This is a genomic window from uncultured Phascolarctobacterium sp. (assembly GCF_958349595.1).
GTDB lineage: Bacteria > Bacillota > Negativicutes > Acidaminococcales > Acidaminococcaceae > Phascolarctobacterium.
In genome coordinates this window covers 80,585-103,744 of record NZ_CATWDQ010000005.1, presented here as the reverse complement: position 1 = coordinate 103,744, position 23,160 = coordinate 80,585, and the positions used below count along the sequence as shown (strand labels likewise).

Here is a 23,160-nt window from a genome sequence, read left to right as displayed (position 1 = left end):
TGTTGGGGGACTGGAGCCTGGGCTGTCGTTACTGTATTCAGAGCTTCGGCTAGAGGTATTTAAAAATGCGTTATATGAGACATTAAAAGTCTGGCTTGTCGTTTGCCGGTAAAAAGAATCCGGCAGCGGCTGATAAAGGTATAGTTTCCATATCAGAATAGTATGATGAATTGACGGTTTTACGGCAGGATTTAAATATTTGACAGCGAATTAAACTTTATAAAATAATATAATTCGTATATGCAAGTGATATTTTAACAAGGGTGTGGAAAATATGCAGTTAACAACAATACAGCTTGTGAGTTTAGTTATAACGCTGGTTTTGACGATTGCGCCGGGGATCTATGCCGGACGTAAAGTGAAGTCTGCTGAGGATTATGCATTAGGTGGGCGCAGTGCCGGTATCGGCATGGTTGCCGGCAGTATCATAGGAACGATCGTTGGCGGTGCTGCTACTATAGGAACTGCACAGCTTGGTTTTCAGTTAGGTCTTACTGCCTGGTGGTTTACTTTAGGATCAGGTATAGGATTTATTATTATGGGGCTTTTTTATGCAAGGCCACTGCGAAATAGTGGTTTAATGACTATTTCTGAGTTTCTGGTTGTTAATTTTGGCAAGAAGGCCGGGCCAATAGCCAGTTTATCGGCCAGCGCCGGTATATTTTTCAGCATTGTTGCCAGTATGCTTACCTCTATTCATCTGATAATAGGTCTTTTTCAGGTAAGTGTGCTGACGGCAGCGGCAATAATAATAGCTATTGTTGCTGCTTTGGTTTTATTTGGCGGTATCAGCAGTTCGGGTATGGCTGGTATTTTTAAAATTTTATTGATTTTTGCAACAGTTTTTGTAGGCGGGATCCTTTCTTATAACGATCTGGGAGGATTAGCGGGGATTCGTGAAAGCTTTCCTGCTTTTCCATGGCTTAGCCTCTTTGGTAAGGGCCTGGAAGATAGTCTGTTTAGTTTATTTTCTATGGTGATCGGGGTTATTTCTACACAGACCTATGTGCAGGCTCTGTTTTCGGCGGAGGATAGTCAAACAGCAGCTGCTGGGTGTGTTACAGCGGCTTTGATCGTTATTCCTGTTGGCTTGCCGTCAGTTATGATAGGAATGTATATGCATGCGATGCATCCGGAAATCAGCGCTATTGATGCCCTGCCTTTTTATCTTTGTTCATATTTACCTGAATGGTTGGGCGGGATAGGGATTGCAGCGCTGCTGCTGTCTTCGCTTGGTTCTATTTCCGGCTTGGCGCTGGGAATAGGAACAATGATTTCCAGAGATATTTTTAATGATTTATTCGGTATGCGTGATGTTAAAAAATTACTATGGATCAGTCGTTTTTCAGTTTTGGCAGTTACGGTTGGCGCGGTGGCCTTCGTTTTTCATTATCTTGATTCGCTGGTACTGCACTGGAATTATCTTTCGATGGCGTTAAGGGGGGCGGGGATATTCTTGCCATTGACATTTATTGTTTTCTTTAAAGGGTTGGTACCGCCAACAGCAGGATTTGCGGCGATGGTATCTGGGATATTAGTAGCATGTCTGTGGCCGTTTGTTTTTCCTGAATCAGCAAATGCATTGTTTCCCAGTCTGGTTGTTAATCTGTTGTTTTTGGTACCCGGAGTATTATGGAGCTTATATAAAAATAAAGAAAGAAAAATTTGAACTTCAGCATCACTTTGCCGATAAAGGCAGGTGATGCTTTTGCTTGATATAATAGAAGCCTTTACTGGTGTCTGCATATAGCTGTTGTGGTATAATAGATAATATAAATTTAGGAGAAAAATCATATGTTTTTTCGGAAGGAGGGCTGTCGTGAGCGGAGCTTTTACACATTTACATGTCCATACGCAATATAGCCTGCTTGATGGTGCTGCCAAAATAAGTGATTTGATTGCTTATGCCAAAGAACTGGGAATGAAAAATCTGGCAATAACAGATCATGGCGTAATGTATGGTGTCGTAGACTTTTATCAGGAGGCTATGAAGCAGGGGATAAAACCTGTTATTGGCTGTGAGGTATATTTAACCAATGGATCGCGATTTGAAAAAAATAATCGTGATGGAATGTATCATTTGATTTTACTGGCAGAGAATGATGAAGGCTATCACAATCTGATGAAGCTTGTTTCACTTGGGCATTTAGAAGGTTTTTATTATAAACCGAGAATTGATAAAGATATTCTCAGACAATACAGTAAAGGTATCATCTGTATGAGTGCGTGTATTGCCGGTGAGATTCCGGCACAAATACTGCGGGGAAATTTAGAAGGAGCAGAACGCAGTCTAAAGGAGTATCTGGATATTTTTGGGAAAGATAATTTTTTTCTGGAAATTCAGGACCACGATCTGGAAGAAGAACATACGGTCAATGCTGAACTGAAACGTCTGGCAAAAAAATATGAGCTGGGTTTAGTGGCTACTAATGATTCGCATTATGTGAAGCGCGAAAATGCTGATGCACAGGATGTCTTGTTGTGTATTCAGACGACCAGTACTGTAGATGATCCAAAACGAATGAAATTTCCTAATGATCAATTTTATTTAAAAAGTGAAGCTGAAATGCTTGAAAAATTCAGCGATTGCCCTGAAGCTTTGGAAAATACAGCCAAAATAGCAGAGCGATGTAACGTGGAATTGAGCTTTGGCCATTTACTGTTACCGGAATTCCCTATTCCAGAGGGATTGTCGGCAGAAGCCTATTTACGTAAGCTGTGTTTAGAGGGAATGCCGGAACGTTATCCTGAGCCGACTCAGCAGGTTTGGGAGAGACTGGAGTATGAATTAGGCATTATCAACAAAATGGGCTATGACTGTTATTTCCTGATTGTCTGGGATTTTATAAGTTACAGCCGCAGAAATGATATACCTGTCGGACCTGGCCGCGGCAGTGCGGCAGGCAGTATCGTTGCTTATCTGTTAGGGATCACTAATATTGATCCCCTGAAATATGATTTGCTGTTTGAACGTTTTCTGAATCCTGAACGTGTAAGTATGCCTGATATAGATACGGACTTCTGCTATGAAAAAAGGCAGCAGGTTCTGGATTATATTATTAACCGCTATGGACAGGATAAGGTTGCGCAGATCATAACCTTTGGCACTTTACAGGCACGTGCAGCTGTGCGTGATGTTGGCAGAGCTTTGGAAATGCCTTACAGCATGGTGGATAATGTAGCAAAACTTATTCCCCGTGATCTGGGCATCACGTTGGAAAGAGCGCTGGAGGCCAGTAATGAACTGAGGGCATTATATGAGAGCGACGCTAATATTAAACGTCTTATCGATCTTGCGCAAAGCGTGGAAGGAATGCCGCGTAATTCAGGTACTCATGCTGCGGGCGTTGTAATTGCTCCTGATGATTTGAAAAAGTATGTGCCTCTGCAGCTTTCAACTGAAAATTTTATTACAACGGAATATGATAAAGATAAAATTGAGAGTTTGGGCCTTTTAAAGATGGATCTTTTGGGGCTGCGTACTCTTACTGTGATCGGTGATGCAATAAAGTTTATTTATGAAACTACTGGTAATAAAATTGATATTGACAGGATTCCCCTTGATGACGATGCAACCTGCAGTATGCTGCGGAAAGGTGATACTCAGGGTGTATTTCAGCTTGAATCCGGCGGCATGACTAAGCTGGTCATGGATTTGGGGCCAGAAAGTTTTGAAGATCTTATTCCTTTGGTAGCGTTGTATCGTCCAGGGCCTTTGGGGACAGGCATGGTCGAAGATTTTATTGCCGGACGTCATGGTGACAAGACTGCAGAGATGTTGCATCCATTGTTGGAACCTGTCTTAAAAGACACTTTTGGAGTTATTCTTTACCAGGAACAGGTTATGCAGATCACCTCTGTTTTGGCAGGTTTCAGTCTTGGCCAGGCGGATATTTTGCGCCGGGCAATGGGTAAGAAAAAGGCCAAAGAACTGGACTCGATGCGTGAAGCCTTTATTGAAGGCGCTAAACAGAAACATGGTATCAGTACTCAATTGAGCAGCGAGATATTTGCGCTTCTGCAGCATTTTGCCGGATATGGCTTTAATAAATCACATTCGGCTGCTTATGCGTTGGTGGCTTATCAGACTGCTTATCTAAAAGCGCACTGGCCGGCAGAATTTATGGCTGCGTTTTTGACCAGTGTCATCAGCGATAGTGAAAAATTGAGCTGGTATATCAGTGTGTGCCGTGGCATGGGGTTGAAAATTTTACCGCCGGATGTTAATGAAAGTGGCCGCAGCTTTTCGGTAAATAAAGACAGGGTAATCCGTTTTGGTTTAGCCGGTGTGAAAAATGTGGGTGAAAACGCAATCAGCAGTATTTTACAGGCGCGTAAAGATGGTCCGTTTACATCGCTGCTGGATTTTTGCAAACGCGTGGATAATAGAGCTGTGAATAAGCGGATGCTTGAAAATCTGATCAAATGCGGCGCAATGGATTCTTTTGGTCATAAACGGTCAGAGTTGTTAGCTGTCGTAGAACAGGCAATGGATTTGGGCAGTAATTACCAAAAAGATTACCAGAGCGGACAAATTGGTTTATTTGGTGATGAAGGCTTTGCTGATATCAATGAATTAAAAATACCTGAATTAGAGGAAATTCCTAAGCGTACTATTTTGCAATATGAGAAAGAACTAATTGGTTTTTACGTGACTGGTAATCCTTTAGATGCCTATGTTGGTTCTTTGTATTATTTCACGCCGCTGCGGAAAATGGCAGAAGCCGGTGAAGTTCTTGACGGTAAATATTTCAGTGTTGCCGGGATCATTTCGGATTGTAAGATAAGAAATACGCGGCAGGGAGACAGTATGGCAATTTTGACGCTGGAAGATTTTAATGGGAAGATGGAAATAGTAGTTTTTCCAAAAGTTTACCGAGAGGCAGCCAGACTGCTTTATCTGGAAAATGCTATCAGTGTTGAGGGTAAGCTCAGCATTGATGAGCGTGAACGCAAGATACAGGCATTAAGGATCAAACCGCTTCAGGAGGTGCCGCCTGATTTGCATATAAAGATCAGGAAAAAAGATGAGAATGGCATCATCCAAAAGGGCCTGAAACAGATTTTTGAAAGTTTCAAGGGCGAGACACCTGTCTATCTGCATTTAGTAGATTCAGGAAAAATGATCAAAGTAGAGCGCTGTTTTTGGGTGGATGCTAAAGAGGCAGCCGTCTATAGGGCTTTAGATGATTTGTTGGGAGAAGATTGGTATTTAAAGGAGTGAAACCTTGTTGAAAAACAGGGTTTTGCTTGCCACATCCAAGTAAAGAATGTTACAATAATAAATATGTAGTTGAAACCTTTGGCATAAATATAGAGGAGGGCTCACATGAATATCGTAGTATGCATCAAACAAGTTCCTGATACGGCGGAGGTCAGAATTAATCCTGAAACCAACACACTTATCCGCGATGGTGTTGAAAATATTATGAATCCGTTTGACCGTCAGGCCTTGGAAACTGCTTTGACACTTAAAGACGCCAGCGGCGCGAAAGTCACTGTTGTTTCGATGGGACCGCCGCAGGCAACGGACATTTTAAAAGAGGCTATTGCTATGGGTGCTGACGATGCTGTTTTAGTCAGCGATCGGGCTCTGGCTGGTTCTGATACACTGGCGACCAGCGTCGCTTTGGCGGCAGCTGTACGCAAGGTAGGGGAATGCGATCTGGTTTTATGCGGTAAACAGGCAATTGACGGTGACACTGCACAGGTTGGTCCTGAAATGGCCGAGCATCTTGGTATACCTCAGGTTACAGGTGCGCTGAAAGTAGCGCTGGGAGCAGATGGCAGACTGCTTGTTGACAGGGAGAATGAAAGCAGCAGTCAGACTTTAGCTGTTACTATGCCGGCTGTAGTTACTGTTACTAAATCTGAAAAAGAACCGCGTTTTGCCAGTATCAAAGGTAAAATGAAAGCAAGAAAGGCAGAAATCCCGGTAATGGGTGCTGCTGAGTTGGGGATTGATCCAAAAGTAATAGGGTTATCCGGTTCGCCGACTAAAGTTTTGAAAATCTTCACTCCATCCGTACCGCATATTGAAAGCGAAATTATTAACGAAGAAGATACAGATAAAGCAGTTGATATGCTGATCGAAAAATTGGTACAAGCAAAAATTATTACTCATTGAGGTGAATGAAGATGGCAATTTGTGTAGACAGAGAAAAATGTATCGGCTGTGAATCCTGTGTAGCAGTATGCCCTGTTGGCGCGCTCAGCATGGTTGACGGCAAAGCAAATATAGATCAGGATACCTGTATCGCCTGCGGTGCCTGCATCGGCGAATGTCCGGTTGAGGCAATCGAACGTGAAGAGGTTGTCCGTGAGGTAAAGAACAAGGAAGGCCGGGATTTGTGGGTCAATGTTGAACTGGAAGATGGAGAGCCGGTAGGCGTTGTTTATGAATTGCTTGGCGTAGGTGCTGAATTGGCAGCTAAAGCCGGTCAACGCTGCTGCGCGGTTTTGATCTGTAAAGAAGCCGGCGCTTTGCCACAGAAATTATTTGCTGCCGGTGCTGATGTTGTTTATGTTGTCAGCGGTCCGGAATATGCAGAATATAATACTGATATGTATACCAATGCTTTTTGCGAATTAGTTGAAGCCTATAAGCCAAATGCTGTTTTATGCGGAGCTACCGTCGATGGCCGCGATCTTGCTCCCCGTATCGCTGCGCGCTTGGGTACAGGTCTTTGTGCAGACTGTACGGCACTGGATATTAACGGAGATCTGGTGGAATGGACCCGTCCAGCTTTGGGCGGCAATATTTTGGCTACTATTATCTGCGATGAACACCGTCCGCAGATGGGTACTGTACGTCCGAAGGTTTTTAAGGCCAAACAGGCTGATCCTGCCAGAAGCGGTGAAGTTGTAAATTATACTGTAAAAAATGCGGTAACTTCTAAAATAGAATTGGTTCGTAAAGAAGCGTTAGGGGCCAGCGGTGCTATCAAAATCGAAGATGCGGAGATCATCTGCTCTGGCGGACGTGGTTTAGGCAGCTGTGATAATTTTAAAATGCTGGAAGAACTGGCTGCTTTATTTGAACATGGAAGTGTCGGCGGCTCTCGCGCAGTTGTTGATGAAGGCTGGGTAGACCATGCACATCAGGTTGGACAGTCAGGTAAAACTGTAACGCCTAAAATTTATTTTGCGTTTGGTATTTCCGGTGCTATTCAGCATCTGGCCGGTATGTCGTCCTCAGATGTGGTTATCGCTGTTAATAAAGATGCGAATGCGCCTATTTTTAAGGTCGCTCAATATGGTATAGTAGGCGATGCCCGTGAAATTCTGCCCAAGCTGATCGCTAAGATCAAAGCTGTAAAAGAGGCTTAAGCTTTAAACTTGGAGGAAAAACCTGTGTGGAAGGTAGTATACATTGCGCAGACTGCTGAAGCGGCTGCAAAAATTAAAGAGGTATTAGCCGCAAACGGTTTTTTGACGCAGACTAAAACGACGAATTCCAAGCATGGGGGCGTGTATGAGATCAGTGTGCCGCTTTCCGAAGCTGAAGATGCGTATGAGGTTATTTGCGAAAACAAGTTCCAGTTGTAATTCTAAGGAGGCCGGGCAATGAAGAAAACAAAAATCATTTGCACCGTTGGTCCCAGTACGGATAATATACCGCTTTTGGCAGCAATGCTGAAAGCGGGAATGGATATGGCCCGTTTTAATTTTTCACATGGAAGCCATTCTGACCATGCTCACAGATTGAGCATGGTACGGAAGGCAGCCGGACAAGTCAATAAACCGATCGCCATGATCGCCGATACCCGGGGGCCTGAGATGCGCCTGGGTATTTTTGAACATGATAAAATTACTTTGCAGGAGGGCGAGTCTTTTTGCCTGACGACAAAGGAACGAGTCGGTAACGAACAGATCGCTTCTGTTAATTATGCAGGGTTGCCGGATGAATTAAAACCGGGCGACGCTATTTTATTGGCTGATGGCCTGCTTTCTTTAGAGGTAGAAAAAATTGATGGGACTGAAATTTATACGAAAGTTGTGCACGGCGGGCAGTTAGGCTCACGCAAGCGAGTAGCATGCCCTGGCGTCGAATTGAAGCTTCCGTTCTTATCGGAGCAGGATATAAAAGATATTACCTTTGCAATTGAGCACGAGATGGATTATATTGCGGCATCTTTTGTTCAGAAGGCAGAGGACGTTATTGCAATCAGAAAGGTTTTAGAAGCAGCCGGCTCGAGTATGGGGATCATTTCTAAAATTGAGAATCAGGCAGGCTTCACACATATTGATGAAATTATCGAAGTTTCTGATGGCGTGATGGTTGCCCGTGGTGATTTAGGTGTAGAGATTCCTGCTGAATATGTGCCTTTGGTACAAAAAGAGATTATCAGGCGCTGCAATAAGGCGGGTAAACCTGTGATCACCGCTACGCAGATGCTGGAAAGTATGGTCAGCAGTTATCGCGCTACCCGTGCGGAAGCCAGTGATATTGCTAACGCTATTTTTGACGGTACCGATGTTATCATGCTGAGTGGTGAAACAGCTTCCGGTGCGTATCCGTTGGAAGCTGTCCAGACGATGTCAAAGATAGCTCTGCGCACAGAAGAAGCTTTAGATTACGCTGCTATTTTCAAAGGTAAAGGTATCAGCGATAAAATACATTCTACAGACGCAATCAGCCATGCTACGGTACAGATTGCCCAGGAGCTGGACGCGGATGCGATCGTTACAGTGACTGAATCAGGTTTTACTGCGCGAATGATTGCCAAATACAGACCTAAATGTTATGTCGTAGGCGTTTCAAGAATACCTGCACGGGTAAGAGCGATGCAGTTTTACTGGGGCGTAAGGCCGCTTTTAGGGCCTTCCAGTGATAATACTGACGAAATGATTGAGCTATCATTACAATGTGCCCGTGAATATGGTTATATCAAAGACGGAGATTCGGTTGTCATTACTGCCGGCGTTCCTGTTGGTAAACCTGGTTCAACGAATTTGATTAAGGTGGTTAATGTGGGAAATAAATTGGTAAGCGGTGTTGGTATCGGTAAACATTCTGTTACAGGGAAAGTCTGCAAAGCCATTACGCTGGCAGATTTTAAAGAGAAGTTTAAACCCGGTGATATTTTAGTAGTTGGAGTATTGCCTGATGAAGCGGCTGTTTATGCGTCAAAAGCAGCGGCTATTATTGCTGAAGAAGGCGGACTGACTTCTTCCGTGGCTATTGTAGCAATTAATTGCGGTATCCCGGTAGTTGTAGGGGCTGAAAAAGCACTTGAGCTGCTGCAGGATGGTATGGAAGTAACTGTAGATACTGTAAGCGGTATTGTTTACGAAGGTACGATCAACATTTAATAAAGGATAGAGGTAGAGATGGCTGAAGAATCAACCAGGATAGTTCATGGTCCTACGCTAAAAAATCTTTTAGATAATGTAACCAGGCTGGAAAAGCAGACACAGAAAAAAGATCTGTCACCGGAGGAGAAAAGTTCTCTGGCTCAGGATTTACTCGGCTGTCTTTTGGATGCGTTAGATATGCAGGCTGAAGCTGTTATGTCGCAAAGCGTCAAAGAACAGATGTCGTTGACGATTGAACGGATCGTGCGGCGCTTTAAGATGCTTGCAGAACAGGGGATTGCCTGTGAAGCCTGTCTGGAAAAATTAAAAAATTCCTGTATCTATTTTATGCGGGCTAAGCATGAGATATTGGCAAAGGAAATAGTGACTGTTTTTCAGCCTGTTTTAGTGACTAATCCGCATCTGCGTGCAGAAGGCATACGTAAATTAGGCATGCTTGGCTGTCTGGCTATGAAGGATGGCTTGCCGGAGGTAACTATGCAGTGTGCCAATATAGTAGTTGTTGTGAGCAATGAGCTGACGGAAACGGATGCCGATCTGGAACGGGAACTGCTGCAAATGTTGCAGGACATGGCTGTGATGGCGGCCAGAATGCGTGATGAAGCAAGATTTGCGGCTCTCGTATCTAAAGCTGTCGTGCGTTATAGTGCAGAAAGTACAGTTTATGCCGGGTCAAAAATGGTAGAATTTCTGCTGACGTTATTTTTCACGGCTGCTGACAGGCGGTATGTCAATGCCTTACCAATGCTGCGTTGGATGAGCTTATTATTGACTAATAATAAATCGTTAACAGCAAACGAATTACAGTATTTCGTGCGAGAGTGGACACAGCTGATTGCACAGATCGCCCGCAGAAAATGGGAAGATGAAACAAGGCAGCTGATGGACGGGTTGTTTGTGTTTCTGGTGCGTGAAAAGGATTTTGCTTTAACGCGCAGCACGCTGATGAATATTGCTTTACATTTTCAAATGTATGCAGGCTGGGATGGCTTTGCCAATGCTTTTAAAATATATGCTCCGTGGCAGAATTTTATGCTGGTATTGCTTGATCAGGCTGTTTCCAGCAGACGCAGTCAGCAGCAGCGGGAACAGATAGGCAGTTTGGTATTGCGGACCCAAAGAGATTTAATAACTGCGGTGGCAAGACAGACAATGCAGGAAGAAATGACTGTTTATGGAGAATGGCTGGAGCTTGGTCTGGCTGCAGCAAAAAGCGAAAAAAACAGGATCAGGGTACGCCGGCTGGTGCAGCTGACCGTAGGCTATTGGGCCGCACAGCAGCCACGTACAAGTAGGGAACAGCTTAAGCATTTACTGTATGTCTTTGAGCCTGATTTGGTAAAGGGAAAATATCTGGAGCTGTTGGAAAAAGTAAGATAGGTAAAATATCTGAATTGGCAAAAAATATAATATTTAAAAAGCTAAAAGACGTTTTTCTTCGGAAAAGCGTCTTTTTATTTGCATGAGTTCACTTTTTGTTCACAAATATCATTAAAATGAGAGGGGTTTTGCTGCAGTGAAAAAGAATAGTGGTAATAATGGGGGTGAAAAAATGCAGTTATACCGCTGGCGCGCCCGCAGCAGGGCAGGCAAACTTTATCAGGGAAGTTATTTGGCGGACAGTAAGCAAGAGGTAGCGGCATTTTTACGAGATAATTATGATTATATTACTGGTATAGAAGAAGTACAAAGTTTCGTTGATAAAGTTAGTCGCTGGTTTAACAGTGGCAAAGTCCAAGACAAAGAACGCGGCCGTTTTTTTCAGCAGCTTGCAGCAATGCTGGGCAGCGGTATACCACTATGCAGAGCTTTGGAATTGTTAAAGACGCGCTGTCCGGTTTCTTTAACAGAGAGTTGCGTTTTATTGATAAGTGAATTACAGTCCGGTAAAGCGTTATCGGCAGCGATGAAAAAGCAGGGGCATATTTTTGAACCCGTTGTTGTGTCAGTAATCGAAGCAGGTGAGCAAGGTGGGATTTTACAGGAGATGCTGGCAGAATTGGCAGCTTATTATGGACAGAAAACAGAAACAGCCAGATTTTTGAAAAATATCTGCTTATATCCATGTTTAGTATTGACATTATCTATAACTGCATGCTGTTTATTCATGTTCAAACTGTTGCCATTATTTGCAGATTTATACGAGTCGTTTGGTCTTATACCTACTTTACCATTACAGTTAATGCTGATACTGCGTGGGTTTGCTGTTAAGTATTGGCTGGCAGCAGGTTCTTTCGCTGTATTTACTGTTTATTATTTGAGGTGGAAAAGGTCGTATTTAATGGAAAAAATCTGCTGTCTGCCTTTTATTGCAGGTTATCGTCAGATATTTTTAGAAATACGTTTCTGTAAAATTCTGTCCCTGCTTCTTTACAGTGGTATTTCGTTGCCAGTAGCCATTAAAACTGCAGCTGCCGGAACTGCTGATAAAGTATTAATCAAAAAAGCTATGCTTTTTGCCGATGCTATTGTTCGTGGCAGTGATATTACCAAAGCAGCAGCGACAGCTTCTCCGCTTTTAAGTGCGCTGACAATAGAATTTTTGATCGTAGGAGAAAGCTCCGGTACTTTAGCAGCAATGCTCAAGGAAGCGGCTTTACTGCTGGAACAGGATTTTACTGCAAATTTAAAAAATATCAAAGTTTTATTGGAACCGGTACTTTTAATTATTATTGCTGCAATAATCGGTGCAATGATTTTTATAGTAGCATCGCCTTTGCTGAAATTTTTGACAGAAATACCTGAATATGAATGATGGAAGTGTTAGAATGGATTTTTACAGGAAGATGTGTGACAGAAAAGGCTTTACTTTGATTGAACTGGTAGCTGTAACGGCAATGTTGGGAATATTGGCGGGAATGTTGCTGCCTTCTATTGACTCGGCTAATAAGCGGGCTAAAAATGCTAAACTGCACAATGATTTATTGACCGTAGACAGCGCAATTCAGCTGTATAAAATGGAGAATGGGACTTGCCCAACTGAATTATCTAAATTAGTAGACGAGTATATTGCTAAAAACAAGGGATTTACCGATGCGGTGAATAAGCCTTTTACGTATACTACTACAGAAGGTGGATTAAGTTATACCTTAACTGGTACCGATGCCGATGGCACAACGATCACTTCCAATGGCAGCAAGCAATCGCAGTAAGTATGGTTTTACGCTTATAGAACTGCTGGTCTATATCAGCATTTATAGTCTTGTAACTGCTTTACTGCTTCCTTGTGCAGAAGGCATCGTCAAAGTTGACAGTCGTTTAGAGATGGAAGGTTTTTGTCAAAGACTGTCGGCTGAAGTAACTGCTTTGCAGCAGGCTTCTCTTTGGGGCAACAGCCTGCAGAACAAGCTGATGCTTGATTTAAATCAGCAATGCTATTATGTATATCGTGATGGTGAACTGATAAAAAAAGTAAGCTTGCAGGAAATAGGACAGGGAAAACTGTATTTTTACAGTCCCAGTACGTCTATAATACGTTTTTCCGATGAAGGAGCGCCGCAGGCTTATTTTTCAGTCTTAATCAAAAACAGGCGTGAGCCACAGCTGGTAAAAAAGTTTGAGGTACAGCCTGTAACTGGAAGGATCGTTATCAGTGACAGTAAATAGGCGTGGCTTTATGTTGATAGAGGTGCTATTGGTTTTGCTGCTGGTTAGTATTACCTGCTGCTCTTTGCTGGCGGGTTATCAGGCCTGCGTCATCACGATGCAGAAATATAACAGGTTAGAAGTGGCGCTGGAACTGGCAGAAGCATCTGATACGGAAAAGGCTGATACCTTAGCGGCAGAACAGGGATTAGTGATCGACCGCAAAGAAATTAACGGCAGTCTGCAGATCAGGCAGCAAATAATTTCCGTCATGGAGTATAAGAGTAAAAAGGTACTTGTGAACAAGGTGCGCTATGCAATGCCGTAACCGGGGATTTTTATTAGTGGAATTAAATTTGGCCTTAATATTAGTCATGATAGTAAGTTTGCTTTTTGCAGGTAGTTTGCGGCAGCTCATGCAGGGGTGGCAGCGAATACAGGCTGACATTATGCTGCAGCGTGCAGCAAGCTATAGTTTTTCACTGCCGGAAAGAGAATTGTTCCTGCATGCGGCGACAGTAACGATCAGTAATACTGGTTATAAAGGCAGCAGCAGAATAATCTGTCAGGATGTTTTCGGCAGCCGCCAGATAACTTTTTATCTGAGCGGTAATATCCTGTATCGTGAAACTAAAAGTAATTCTTTAAAAGGGGTCAATGTTTTATCTTTAGCATCGGTAAAAGTAGAGGCATTTCAGGCTGAACGTCTGAATGATAAAGAATTACTGCTGACCATCAAGCTGCAGGATATGAAAAGTGGAAGAAGTATAACTCGCAGTAAAGTTTTACTTTTGGGAAATGGAGTCGTTACAGTATGAAAGCAGGTACATGCAGCAGAGGCAGTGTAAGTATTGTTATATTATTGGCCTGTGTTGTTTTGACTGGTGCTGTTCAGGCTTTGTATTATTTGCTGCGCGAAGAAATAGATTCTGAATATCAGATTATTTTACGCCGTCAACTTCAGGCTGCCGCCGGTGATGTTATGAGATGTGCCTTGCAGCAAGAGCAGAGCGGGAATCTGACAGAAAGCTTTAGCTTGCCGGAACAGATATTATACCCTGGTCAGAAGATTATGCATACAGAAGTGGTTTTAGAAAAAGATGAAAACCTGCCTGGCCGGAAACTGACCGTTACTGCCGGGACCGATACCATGCAGCAAAAACTGGCTGAGGTTTGCCTGCAGCCCCCGCTGGGACGTGAGCAGGATTTTTATAAAAATACTTTAACTGCCGGCAAAAAGGTAAAAGGCATGTGTAACAGGCCGGAAGATGTGATCTGTGTTGCTGAAGCAGGCCGTATTTTGGATGGGTTGGATGTAAGCGATTATAAAAAATGGGGACGTTATAGCTTCTTAACCGATGCTGAATATCAGCAGCTTGGCTTCGGTAAGGGGATTTACTATAATAAGGATTTATATGGCGCGAGGCTGCCCTGTATAGTCGAGTCATTAAAAGGAGATGCTTTTTTGATTTCTGAGAAGAATATCACTATAGAAAATAAACTGCATCTACTTGGTCGTCTGACTATGGTTGTCGGCGATAGTCTTGTTATTGGTGATGGTGTGCGGATGGAACAAACCTTGCTGATAGTAAAGAATAATTTAAGGATCGGCGCCAATTGCAGTATCAAAGGGATTATTGCTGCTGGAGGTGAAGTTACTATTGGTGATAACTTTACTTTACAGCGCCGTGAGGATGTGTTGGAACCATATTTTGCAGCGGTGTATTTAGAATGAATATATAAAAAGAACATTGCCGATCGGCAATGTTCTTTTTATATATTCAAGTTATTTTAATTCAATACTTGCGCCTGGCTCTACGATTAAAACTTTGGATTTTGTATGCGCTTCGACATCTTCTTTAAATTTAACCGGATCCTGCGCGATTAAAGGCCAGGTGTTATAATGTATTGGAATTACATAGCCGGCCTGCAGGAATTCGGCGGCGATAGCCGCGTCTTTAGGTCCCATAGTAAAATTATCGCCAATAGGCAGGACCGCATAATCAAATGCATCCAGCCTCTGCAGCAGCTGCATATCGCCGAACAAAGCTGTATCACCTGCAAAATAAAGTTTTGTACCATAGAAATCAACGATAAAGCCGCAGGCATGTCCTCCGGGAACGCCGCTGCCGTGGAATGCTAAAGTAAGGCGAACTTTACCGAAGGGAAATTCATGTGTGCCGCCCAAATGCATTGCATGTGCTTTAGCTCCGGCTTCACTGGCTACTCCGCAGACTTCTGCAGTAGAAATAATTGTTGCATCACAGTTTTTGGCAAGTTCTATTGCACTGCCGAGATGGTCAAAATGACCATGGGAAACGAAAATATATTCAACTTTAAGATCATTGATATCCTGGGTACTGCCCTCGAGATAAGGATCAAAAATAATGGTATGGTTTTCGTGAGTCAGAGTGAAGCAGGCGTGATTGATAAACTTAAAAGTAGTAGGCATAAATTATCAACTCCTTTAAACATTTTCCATTTATATTATAACATAGGAGATGCGTATTTTTTGTGAAGAAGTTTAATAAAACTTTACAGTACCAGTAGAAATGGGGTAAAATTTAACTATCAATATCTAACAAGTGGGAGAAGTGACGTGAATTTAAGCAAACAACAGTTAATAGCTATTTCTTTAGCAGTTTGCTGTGCGGCGGTGATACCGCTGCAGGCAGAAGCAAAGAAGAAAGAAAATAAAATGAGTGGAACGCAGGCAGTTGTATCGTCTGTGCCGCAGCCCCGCAGCCAGAAACAGGTATTGGTGCAGAACACGCCGTCAGACTCGCGGCGTATGACCACGCCCAATCAAGCAAGAGTACAAGTACGGCCTGTTGCGGCAACATCGCAGCTGACGGCTAAAGAGGCTAAAAAGGCGGCGAAACAGAAAGAAAAAGAAGAGAAAAAGAAATCCTCAGCAAAAAATAAAACTAAGCAGCAAAAAAATGATGCGCCGGTAATCAATAAAAATAACGACAAAACAGGCAGCCTTTCCACAGGGCAAGGCGCTTTGCCTAAAGAGTCGAATCCTGTGCTGCCTATAGGGTATAAGGAGCTGGGTATTTTTGGCGAAGCCGTTGCTACTAAAGCCCAGGCTGTGGCATTACTGAAACAAAATAACCAGGATTTGCGATTGACCTGCAGCGCAGAAGAAATCGTTGATCTATACTGGCAAGAGGCCGGGCGCGAAGGTGTGCGGCAGGATCTAGCTTTTGCTCAGGCTCTGGTAGAGACAGGCTTTTTCCGTTTTGGCGGTGATGTGAAGCCGGAGCAGAATAATTTCTGCGGACTGGGTACTACCGGAGGCGGTGTGAAAGGCGCGCATTTTAAAACTCCTGAGATCGGTGTACGTGCCCATATCCAGCATTTGCTGGCTTATACAACGCAGAAGCATCCTTCTACTAAGATCGTTGATCCGCGTTATGATCTAGCCCATGCAATCAGATTGGAACGAGGCTTGTGTGATACCTGGTATAAATTGAATGGTACCTGGGCCATGAGCCCCAATTACAGTGAAAAAATCATGGGTGTCTGGCAGAGAATGCTGGCCGTAGAAGCAGCAGAAACTAAAAATGAAAAGAATAAAAATGAGCATGACAAAAAAGATGACAAAGTTAAACAGGAAGGAAATCAGTCAGAAGATCAGCACAAAATGCGTGAGCTTGTTGACGAATTGCTGAAGAAAAATAAATAGCGCGGGTGCACAGTCAGACGACTGTGCATTTTGCGTTTTTTAAAATTTGAAGAGGTGAACAGTTTATGCATATCGTTTTAGTAGAACCGGAAATTCCCGGCAATACGGGCAATATTGCCCGTTTATGCGCAGCAACGGGCTGCCATTTGCATTTAGTACGGCCATTGGGATTTTCAGTCGAAGATAAATATTTGAAACGTGCAGGGCTAGATTATTGGAATCTGGTAGATGTGCACTATTATGACAGCGTTTATGAAGTACTGGAAAAATATAAGGATAACGCTAAATTTTTGCTGACGACAAAAGCACATAAGCGTTATACTGATGTACATTATGAAAAAGACAGTTTACTGATTTTTGGTAAGGAAACGGCAGGATTACCGGAAAAGCTGCGTTTGGAATATGAGGATTGCTGCGTGCGCATACCGATGATTGCCGAAGCAAGATCGCTGAATTTATCTAATTCCGCCGCTATCGTCGCTTATGAAGCCTTGCGGCAGCAGGATGATTTTGCAGGTTTAAAAGTATAATTTTGCGGAGGGTAACAATGTTTGTTTTAAAGGAGTTTGAATTTGATGCGGCACATTATTTGCCGGAATATAATGGTAAGTGTGAAAAACTGCATGGACATACTTATAAATTAGTCGTAAAAGTAGAAGGAACGCCGGATAAGGAAGGTATGGTAATTGATTTTATCCGTCTCAAAAATATTGTGAAGGAAGAGGTTTTGAGCCAGTTGGATCATGCCTGCCTTAACGATATTTTGCAACAGCCTTCAGCAGAAAATATTGCCGTTTGGGTATGGCAGCGTTTGGAAAAACTGCTTCAGGGACCTAACTATAAACTGTATGAAGTTGAGGTTTGGGAAACTAAAACCAGCGGCTGTATTTACCGGGGTGATTTATAATGAAAGACGTACAGAGTGAATTAGACCGTCGTAATATTCCGTTGAAGCATGTCGGTATCAAAAATCTGCGCTGGCCCATAGCGTTAAAAGATAAAGAAAAAGGTACGCAGCATACTGTTGCTGCCGTAAGCCTTGCGGTCGATCTTCCGCATGATCTGCGCGGAACGCATATGAGTCGTTTTGTAGAGTGTCTGCAGACATTAGGACCGGTGACACTGGGCTCTTTAGAGAATATACTTGACCATTTGAAGGAACGTCTACAGGCTGAAAAAGCCTTTCTGCAGTTAAAATTTCCATATTTTATTTATAAAACAGCGCCTGTCAGTGGGCAGCGGGCTCCGATGGATATCGATTGTGTTTATACGGCTGAAAAGGAGGAGCATTTTTCCCTGCGTATTTCTGCTGAGATACCTATCCAAACCTTGTGTCCCTGTTCTAAAGAGATCAGTGATTATGGAGCACATAATCAAAGAGCTTTGGCCAGGCTGGAGATCGAAGCGGGAGAAATGGTCTGGCTGGAAGAACTGGCAGCTATTGCTGATGCCGGTGCCAGTGCACCTGTTTACGGACTTTTAAAACGTCCTGATGAAAAGTTTGTAACTGAACAGGCTTATGATAATCCGCGTTTTGTCGAAGACGCCGTGCGCGAGATAGCGCTGCGGCTGGAGGCTGATCAACGTATCACCTGGTATCAGGCAACTGTGGAAAGCATCGAAAGTATCCATAATCATAACGCTTTTGCCTGTGTCGAAAAGGGTTGGAAGGACGTGGAAGTATGATTTTAAAGCTGGAAACGCAAACACTGGCAGATGAGTTCAGTCAATTGGGTGTCCACCCTGCCAGTGAGGCGATTTTTCTGCATAAAAGTGAGATCGTACCATTAAAACTTTTAAATATCCGTACACCTGCCGCCAATATTATAAAACAGGAGATGCTGGCCTGCGGCGGCGATTGCGCTATTCCTGCCGGCTGTGTGGTTTGTGCCGAAGAGCGTGTGGATGCAATACTGCTGGGCACGCAGAAGCATTATGCCAGACTGCTGGAGAAATTGGCTCAGATGTCTTATTTTGGCATGGCGGATATCAAAACTGAATTGGAAAATATTTTAAAGCCGCAGCCGCTGCAAACTATTTTAGCTGACGGCAGAACACTTCTTTATGATAAAATGTTAGTGATGGGAATTTTAAATATTACTCCGGATTCTTTTTATGCCGGTTCGCGTGTACCGCAGATAGAGCAGGTATTGGAACGGGCCGCTAGGATGCTTGAGCAGGGGGCCGCTGTTTTGGATATTGGCGGTGAATCTACCCGCCCCGGCAGTGATGCCGTATCCGCTGACGAGGAACAGCAGCGTGTCGTGCCTGTTATCAAAGCATTGAAAGAGCGTTATCCGGATTGTGTGATCTCTATTGATACTTATCGTGCTTCGACAGCCGAGACGGCATTGGGAGCAGGAGCAGATATTATCAATGATGTTACCGCCATGGAAGGCGATGCGGCGATGCTGGATTTGGTCGTCCGTAGCCAGGCACCGATCATTTTGATGCATATGCGTGGGACACCTAAAAATATGCAGCAAAACTGTGAATATAAAAATGTGGTGACAGAGGTCGCAGCTTATTTAGTGCGGCAGGCAAAGCTTCTGGAAGAACGCGGAGTAAAGAAAGAGAAAATTATTTTTGATCCAGGCATCGGCTTTGCTAAAAATGTTCAGCAAAATCTGCAGTTGATGCAAGGCTTAAAATCGCTGACAGGCTTAGGCTACCCTGTGCTTTTGGCTGCGTCGCGGAAAAGTACTATCGGCAGCGTGCTGGGCGGAGTCCCGGCAGAAGAGCGTCTGGAAGGTACGATCGCTACAAGCTGTCAGGCTGTTTATGCGGGAGCGCAAATGGTGCGTGTGCATGATGTCAAAGAAAATCTGCGGGCGATCAGGATGCTGGAGGCGATCTTATGTCCGTCGCGTATATAGCTTTAGGCAGCAATTTAGGTGATAAAGCCGCTAACCTTGGGCAGGCTGTAAAACTGCTGCAGGCAAAAGGGCTGCAAATCAGGGCTGTTTCAAGCTTTTTCCAAACCGAGCCTTATGGGGTGACGGATCAGCCGGAATTTATTAATGCGGCTGCCTGTGTGGAAACAAGTTTGCCTCCGGAAGCTTTGCTGAAGCTGCTGTTGGATACCGAACTGGAAATGGGAAGGGTGCGGCTGCGGCATTGGGGCGAAAGAAATATCGACCTGGACCTGCTTTTATATGATGACCTGATTTATCACAGTGATAAGCTGACTTTACCGCATCCGGATATGCAGAACAGGCTTTTTGTACTGCAGCCGCTGGCAGAAATCGCAGCGGAGAAAATACACCCCGTTTATAAAAAAAGTATTCAGACCCTTCTAAAATCTTTGACAGACGGAGATGAATGAAATGAATTGTTGCGCTAATTTAAGTAACCTGGTAATCTACAGAGCTTTGCTGGCTGATCCAATTGTGAATGCGCTGCGCAGGCCTAAAGAATTTTTTGCGCCTGAATTGGAAGGACTGCTGTTGGTAGCCGCCGAAGAAAAAGGCCTGACCGGTATTATTCCGCTGGAATATTTGCTGTCGGCGCTAGTGCATGAGCAGAATGTTTTTTCGACTGTTGCTGAAAAGAATGGCGGAAAAATTGGTGAAGGCCTGGCGAGAGCGGCTGCACATGACATTGTCATTCTGCGCGAGTTCATTGACGATGTTTTTGCCCGCTATAAGAATCATCCGCTGCTGGGAAATTATACGCCGACATTGTTCAGGCCATTGCCCGGACGCAGTAAACTGGAGAAAATTTTTCTGCATGCGGAAGGGGATGCTAACGGACGGCTGGCTGTAGAAACCTTATGCGGATATTATAATGACTATGGTTACGGTGCAATGCTTGATAACGGCGCTTTTGCCTGGAACGGCGAGCTGGAATGCCTGACCGGGACTAAAAACTATTCTGATATGACTTTTGACAAGCTGTATGGTTATGAGCATCAGAAGGAAGAGCTGCTTCGTAATACGGAAGCTTTTCTGAAGGGCAAGCCTGCTAATAACGTCCTGTTGTTCGGTGACCGCGGTACAGGTAAATCTTCGTCGATCAAAGCACTGGGCAATGCCTTTTTTGAACAGGGGCTGCGCATGGTCGAGGTCAAAAGGCATGATTTTGCCCAACTGCCAAAGGTGATGCAGGAATTGGGCCGTTGGGGCAAAAAATTTATTGTTGTTCTGGACGATCTTTCTTTTGAAGAATTTGAAGTGGAATATAAAGCCTTGAAATCTATTTTAGACGGTGGACTGGAAGTAAAGCCGGATAATGTCTTGTTTTACGCGACCTCAAATCGCCGCAATATCATCAAGGAAGTATGGCAGGATCAGAATATGAGCGAGCTGCACAGCCGTGACAGTATTAACGAAAAAATTTCTCTGGCTGACCGGTTCGGAATCAAATTATTTTTTGATTCTATGGATCAGGAACAGTATTTTCGCTTGCTGGAAAATAAAGCCGCAGATGAAGGTCTGGCTATACCCCAGGAAGAGCTGCGTGCTGCGGCCGTGAAATGGGAAATGAGCCACACTGGACGTAACGGCAGGATTGCGCGGCAATTATTAGATTATTTGCATGGCAGGTCTTAGGAGTATAGAAAATGATTGAACTTAGCCAAGAGAAAATTATTGAACGGTTTCGGAGCTATGTCAGCTTGGATACAGCTTCCGATGATAAATCGAAAACCTTTCCAAGTACAGCAAAGCAACTGGTCATGGCACATCTTTTGCACCAGGAGCTGACAGCGCTGGGGCTGCAGGAAGTGGAGCTTACCGAATATGGCTATGTACTGGCAACACTGCCGTCTAACAGTGAAGAAGAACGGCCTGTGATCGGGCTGATCGCGCATATGGATACCAGTAATGAAGCTTCGGGGGCCAATGTCAAAATGCAGGTGCAGCCTGCTTACGACGGCGGTGACATTATGCTCAGCCCTGGCATCATATTAAGCCCGCAGGATTTTCCTGAGCTGAAAAATTATGTGGGGCAGGAAATCATTACTTCTGACGGTACGACGCTGCTGGGAGCAGATGATAAGGCTGGCATCTGTGCCATTGTTTCGGCTTGTGAGTATTTATTGCGGCATCCGGAAATCAGGCATGGCAAAGTACGTCTGGCCTTTACACCTGATGAAGAAGTTGGCCGCGGCACGGAGCATTTTCCGCTGCAGTCATTTGGCGCTGATTTTGCCTATACGGTTGATGGCGGTGCAATCGGCGAATTGAATTACGAAACCTTTAATGCCTGCAATGCGACGATAACTTTTTATGGTGTTTCAGTACATCCGGGTTCGGCTAAAAATAAAATGCGTAATGCTGTAACGATGGCTGCAAAATGGCAGATGTTGCTGCCGGCCGGCGAGCGGCCCGAATACACTGAAATGTATGAAGGGTTTTATCACAGTCTGCGGGTCAGCGGCGGTACTGATAAAGTTGAGCTGGAAATGATTTTGCGCGATCATAACAGGCAGAAGCTGGAAGCGCGTAAAGCACTGCTTTTGAAAATGACGGATTACATGAATGCGGAATATGGTGTTGGCAGCGTTGTTTGTCAGTTAGAAGACGTCTATTGCAATATGAAAGAATATATCATGCCTGTATATGAAATCATTGAAAGGGCTGAAAATGCCATGCATGCGACAGGTGTAGAGCCGCAGCTGACGCCGGTACGCGGTGGTACTGACGGTGCACGGCTTTCGGAAATGGGATTGCCCTGTCCGAACATCTTTACCGGCGGGCATAATTTTCACGGAAGGTTTGAATATTTACCAGTGCCTTCCCTGCTCAAATGTGTGGAAGTATTGGTAAAACTGGTGCAAAAGTAGGCGAGACGATGGGTGAAGGATTTTCACAGAGAAATAAAACTGAAAAACTGACAGTTACAGCCCTGATGACAGCATTATTTGCCGTTACGGCACTGGCATTCAAGGGTTTTGTTATTATACCGTCAATAACGGAATTAAGGCCGGTCAATGCCCTGCCTTTGATATTTGGCCTGCTGTTTGGTAATTTAGGAGCCATTGCTTCGGCCTTAGGTAATCTTTTTGGCGATGCTGTTGGCGGTACGCTGACTTTTGCCAGTTTGGGTGGCATGATCGGTAATTTTGCAATGGCTTACATCCCTTATAAGGTTTGGGGCGCACTGCTGTGCAAGCGTGATGAGAATATTTTGTTGCTGGACAGTGCCAAAAACTACTTGTGGTATTTTATTTTGGCCTTGCTTTCCGCCATTCCTGCAGCAGTAATAATTCCGCTGTTTACTGATTTTTTTGGTTTTGTTTCGTATAATATTTTGTTTGGGATTATTTTTGCTAATAATTTTTTAGTGGAATGTACGATTGGCGTTGTATTATACGGTTTTTTCAGCCGGGCCTGTTTAAAGGGAAAGCTTTCGGCAGTACGGGCGATGGTATTTTCTTTGGATAATGTACGCGGTAAACGCATGGCGGCGCTGGTTCTGGCAGTTAATACCTTTCTGGCCTTTGGCCTGTCTGTATTCTTTTTCTTCAATTATTCTAATGAGATCGGCCAGCTGGCTATTTTGGTGCCAATGGCCATTCTGGCAGCAATGATGTTGTTGAGCATGGTAAAATAATACAACTCCCG

General features: G+C 44.0%; 23 protein-coding genes. 22 read left to right on the top strand and 1 reads right to left on the bottom strand.

The genetic code is table 11. The features are described from left to right. Positions 1 to 274 precede the first annotated feature (274 nt). From Q4G98_RS05920 to Q4G98_RS05860, 13 genes are all read left to right on the top strand, one after another. Positions 275 to 1,669, top strand: coding sequence for a sodium:solute symporter (locus Q4G98_RS05920; RefSeq protein WP_177562060.1), 1,395 nt, complete (start codon positions 275 to 277; stop codon positions 1,667 to 1,669). A 150-nt stretch (positions 1,670 to 1,819) separates the two neighbouring features. After that, entirely contained in the window at positions 1,820 to 5,224 is a 3,405-nt protein-coding gene (locus tag Q4G98_RS05915; protein WP_177562062.1) for a DNA polymerase III subunit alpha, read from the top strand. Between the two features lie 105 nt (positions 5,225 to 5,329). Continuing rightward, complete coding sequence (locus Q4G98_RS05910; protein WP_177562064.1) at positions 5,330 to 6,127, top strand: electron transfer flavoprotein subunit beta/FixA family protein; 798 nt, start codon at positions 5,330 to 5,332, stop codon at positions 6,125 to 6,127. Between the two features lie 11 nt (positions 6,128 to 6,138). Beyond that, positions 6,139 to 7,329: an electron transfer flavoprotein subunit alpha gene (locus tag Q4G98_RS05905; RefSeq protein WP_177562066.1), complete on the top strand. Its 1,191-nt coding sequence runs from the start codon at positions 6,139 to 6,141 to the stop codon at positions 7,327 to 7,329. A gap of 24 nt (positions 7,330 to 7,353) precedes the next feature. Then, positions 7,354 to 7,548: a hypothetical protein gene (locus tag Q4G98_RS05900; protein ID WP_177562068.1), complete on the top strand. Its 195-nt coding sequence runs from the start codon at positions 7,354 to 7,356 to the stop codon at positions 7,546 to 7,548. An 18-nt stretch (positions 7,549 to 7,566) separates the two neighbouring features. Then, positions 7,567 to 9,315: a pyruvate kinase gene (gene pyk / locus Q4G98_RS05895; RefSeq protein WP_298565099.1), complete on the top strand. Its 1,749-nt coding sequence runs from the start codon at positions 7,567 to 7,569 to the stop codon at positions 9,313 to 9,315. 18 nt (positions 9,316 to 9,333) lie between these two features. Further along, positions 9,334 to 10,698: a hypothetical protein gene (locus tag Q4G98_RS05890; protein ID WP_177562072.1), complete on the top strand. Its 1,365-nt coding sequence runs from the start codon at positions 9,334 to 9,336 to the stop codon at positions 10,696 to 10,698. Between the two features lie 136 nt (positions 10,699 to 10,834). Then, complete coding sequence (locus tag Q4G98_RS05885; protein WP_177562074.1) at positions 10,835 to 12,073, top strand: type II secretion system F family protein; 1,239 nt, start codon at positions 10,835 to 10,837, stop codon at positions 12,071 to 12,073. A gap of 13 nt (positions 12,074 to 12,086) precedes the next feature. Further along, positions 12,087 to 12,470: a type II secretion system protein gene (locus Q4G98_RS05880; RefSeq protein ID WP_298565094.1), complete on the top strand. Its 384-nt coding sequence runs from the start codon at positions 12,087 to 12,089 to the stop codon at positions 12,468 to 12,470. Beyond that, a complete protein-coding gene (locus Q4G98_RS05875) occupies positions 12,448 to 12,924 on the top strand; it encodes a Tfp pilus assembly protein FimT/FimU (RefSeq protein WP_177562078.1) in 477 nt (158 codons plus the stop codon). Before Q4G98_RS05880 ends, Q4G98_RS05875 begins: the two co-directional genes overlap by 23 nt. 10 nt (positions 12,925 to 12,934) lie before the next feature. After that, positions 12,935 to 13,231 carry a hypothetical protein gene (locus Q4G98_RS05870; protein WP_177562080.1) on the top strand — a complete coding sequence of 99 codons (297 nt, stop codon included), beginning with the start codon at positions 12,935 to 12,937 and terminating at the stop codon, positions 13,229 to 13,231. Positions 13,232 to 13,247: 16 nt separating this feature from the next. After that, on the top strand, positions 13,248 to 13,721 hold the full coding sequence (locus Q4G98_RS05865; protein ID WP_298565091.1) for a hypothetical protein: 474 nt from the start codon (positions 13,248 to 13,250) through the stop codon (positions 13,719 to 13,721). Continuing rightward, positions 13,718 to 14,638 (top strand): hypothetical protein, encoded by a 921-nt coding sequence (locus Q4G98_RS05860; protein ID WP_298565088.1) that lies wholly within the window; start codon positions 13,718 to 13,720, stop codon positions 14,636 to 14,638. Before Q4G98_RS05865 ends, Q4G98_RS05860 begins: the two co-directional genes overlap by 4 nt. Before the next feature lie 51 nt (positions 14,639 to 14,689). Here the strand turns inward: Q4G98_RS05860 and Q4G98_RS05855 are convergent, their stop codons facing one another. After that, positions 14,690 to 15,355, bottom strand: a complete 666-nt coding sequence (locus tag Q4G98_RS05855) for a metal-dependent hydrolase (RefSeq protein ID WP_177562087.1) — start codon at positions 15,353 to 15,355, stop codon at positions 14,690 to 14,692. A gap of 147 nt (positions 15,356 to 15,502) precedes the next feature. Here Q4G98_RS05855 and Q4G98_RS05850 point away from each other — a divergent pair, with 147 nt between their 5' ends. The 9 genes from Q4G98_RS05850 (at position 15,503) to Q4G98_RS05810 (ending at position 23,149) form a co-directional block, all read left to right on the top strand. Continuing rightward, positions 15,503 to 16,594 (top strand): glucosaminidase domain-containing protein, encoded by a 1,092-nt coding sequence (locus Q4G98_RS05850; RefSeq protein ID WP_301961890.1) that lies wholly within the window; start codon positions 15,503 to 15,505, stop codon positions 16,592 to 16,594. Positions 16,595 to 16,659: 65 nt separating this feature from the next. Then, positions 16,660 to 17,124 (top strand): tRNA (uridine(34)/cytosine(34)/5-carboxymethylaminomethyluridine(34)-2'-O)-methyltransferase TrmL, encoded by a 465-nt coding sequence (gene trmL, locus Q4G98_RS05845; RefSeq protein ID WP_177562089.1) that lies wholly within the window; start codon positions 16,660 to 16,662, stop codon positions 17,122 to 17,124. Positions 17,125 to 17,141: 17 nt separating this feature from the next. After that, positions 17,142 to 17,501: a 6-carboxytetrahydropterin synthase QueD gene (gene queD, locus Q4G98_RS05840; protein WP_177562091.1), complete on the top strand. Its 360-nt coding sequence runs from the start codon at positions 17,142 to 17,144 to the stop codon at positions 17,499 to 17,501. Then, the gene (gene folE2, locus Q4G98_RS05835) at positions 17,501 to 18,280 is read left to right on the top strand and encodes a GTP cyclohydrolase FolE2 (RefSeq protein ID WP_293661061.1); all 780 of its coding nucleotides are present in this window, start codon (positions 17,501 to 17,503) and stop codon (positions 18,278 to 18,280) included. Before queD ends, folE2 begins: the two co-directional genes overlap by 1 nt. Then, the gene (gene folP, locus Q4G98_RS05830; RefSeq protein WP_298565078.1) at positions 18,277 to 19,470 is read left to right on the top strand and encodes a dihydropteroate synthase; all 1,194 of its coding nucleotides are present in this window, start codon (positions 18,277 to 18,279) and stop codon (positions 19,468 to 19,470) included. The genes folE2 and folP overlap by 4 nt, the downstream gene beginning before the upstream one ends. After that, on the top strand, positions 19,452 to 19,919 hold the full coding sequence (gene folK, locus Q4G98_RS05825) for a 2-amino-4-hydroxy-6-hydroxymethyldihydropteridine diphosphokinase (protein WP_298565075.1): 468 nt from the start codon (positions 19,452 to 19,454) through the stop codon (positions 19,917 to 19,919). Before folP ends, folK begins: the two co-directional genes overlap by 19 nt. Position 19,920: 1 nt before the next feature. Then, positions 19,921 to 21,144, top strand: coding sequence for an ATP-binding protein (locus Q4G98_RS05820; protein WP_293548092.1), 1,224 nt, complete (start codon positions 19,921 to 19,923; stop codon positions 21,142 to 21,144). An 11-nt stretch (positions 21,145 to 21,155) separates the two neighbouring features. Next, positions 21,156 to 22,379 (top strand): peptidase T, encoded by a 1,224-nt coding sequence (gene pepT, locus Q4G98_RS05815; protein WP_298565072.1) that lies wholly within the window; start codon positions 21,156 to 21,158, stop codon positions 22,377 to 22,379. Between the two features lie 8 nt (positions 22,380 to 22,387). Further along, positions 22,388 to 23,149, top strand: coding sequence for a hypothetical protein (locus tag Q4G98_RS05810; protein WP_298565069.1), 762 nt, complete (start codon positions 22,388 to 22,390; stop codon positions 23,147 to 23,149). Positions 23,150 to 23,160: the final 11 nt, after the last annotated feature.

Excerpts from the sequence above, each read along its gene's own strand:
- Q4G98_RS05920 (WP_177562060.1), top strand. The coding sequence starts at position 275 with ATGCAGTTAACAACAATACAGCTTGTGAGTTTAGTTATAACGCTGGTT.
- Q4G98_RS05910 (WP_177562064.1), top strand. The coding sequence starts at position 5,330 with ATGAATATCGTAGTATGCATCAAACAAGTTCCTGATACGGCGGAGGTC.
- Q4G98_RS05905 (WP_177562066.1), top strand. The coding sequence starts at position 6,139 with ATGGCAATTTGTGTAGACAGAGAAAAATGTATCGGCTGTGAATCCTGT.
- pyk (WP_298565099.1), top strand. The coding sequence starts at position 7,567 with ATGAAGAAAACAAAAATCATTTGCACCGTTGGTCCCAGTACGGATAAT.
- Q4G98_RS05890 (WP_177562072.1), top strand. The coding sequence starts at position 9,334 with ATGGCTGAAGAATCAACCAGGATAGTTCATGGTCCTACGCTAAAAAAT.
- Q4G98_RS05880 (WP_298565094.1), top strand. The coding sequence starts at position 12,087 with ATGGATTTTTACAGGAAGATGTGTGACAGAAAAGGCTTTACTTTGATT.
- Q4G98_RS05875 (WP_177562078.1), top strand. The coding sequence starts at position 12,448 with ATGGCAGCAAGCAATCGCAGTAAGTATGGTTTTACGCTTATAGAACTG.
- Q4G98_RS05870 (WP_177562080.1), top strand. The coding sequence starts at position 12,935 with ATGTTGATAGAGGTGCTATTGGTTTTGCTGCTGGTTAGTATTACCTGC.
- Q4G98_RS05860 (WP_298565088.1), top strand. The coding sequence starts at position 13,718 with ATGAAAGCAGGTACATGCAGCAGAGGCAGTGTAAGTATTGTTATATTA.
- Q4G98_RS05855 (WP_177562087.1), bottom strand. The coding sequence starts at position 15,355 with ATGCCTACTACTTTTAAGTTTATCAATCACGCCTGCTTCACTCTGACT.
- trmL (WP_177562089.1), top strand. The coding sequence starts at position 16,660 with ATGCATATCGTTTTAGTAGAACCGGAAATTCCCGGCAATACGGGCAAT.
- queD (WP_177562091.1), top strand. The coding sequence starts at position 17,142 with ATGTTTGTTTTAAAGGAGTTTGAATTTGATGCGGCACATTATTTGCCG.
- folE2 (WP_293661061.1), top strand. The coding sequence starts at position 17,501 with ATGAAAGACGTACAGAGTGAATTAGACCGTCGTAATATTCCGTTGAAG.
- folP (WP_298565078.1), top strand. The coding sequence starts at position 18,277 with ATGATTTTAAAGCTGGAAACGCAAACACTGGCAGATGAGTTCAGTCAA.
- folK (WP_298565075.1), top strand. The coding sequence starts at position 19,452 with ATGTCCGTCGCGTATATAGCTTTAGGCAGCAATTTAGGTGATAAAGCC.
- Q4G98_RS05820 (WP_293548092.1), top strand. The coding sequence starts at position 19,921 with ATGAATTGTTGCGCTAATTTAAGTAACCTGGTAATCTACAGAGCTTTG.
- pepT (WP_298565072.1), top strand. The coding sequence starts at position 21,156 with ATGATTGAACTTAGCCAAGAGAAAATTATTGAACGGTTTCGGAGCTAT.
- Q4G98_RS05810 (WP_298565069.1), top strand. The coding sequence starts at position 22,388 with ATGGGTGAAGGATTTTCACAGAGAAATAAAACTGAAAAACTGACAGTT.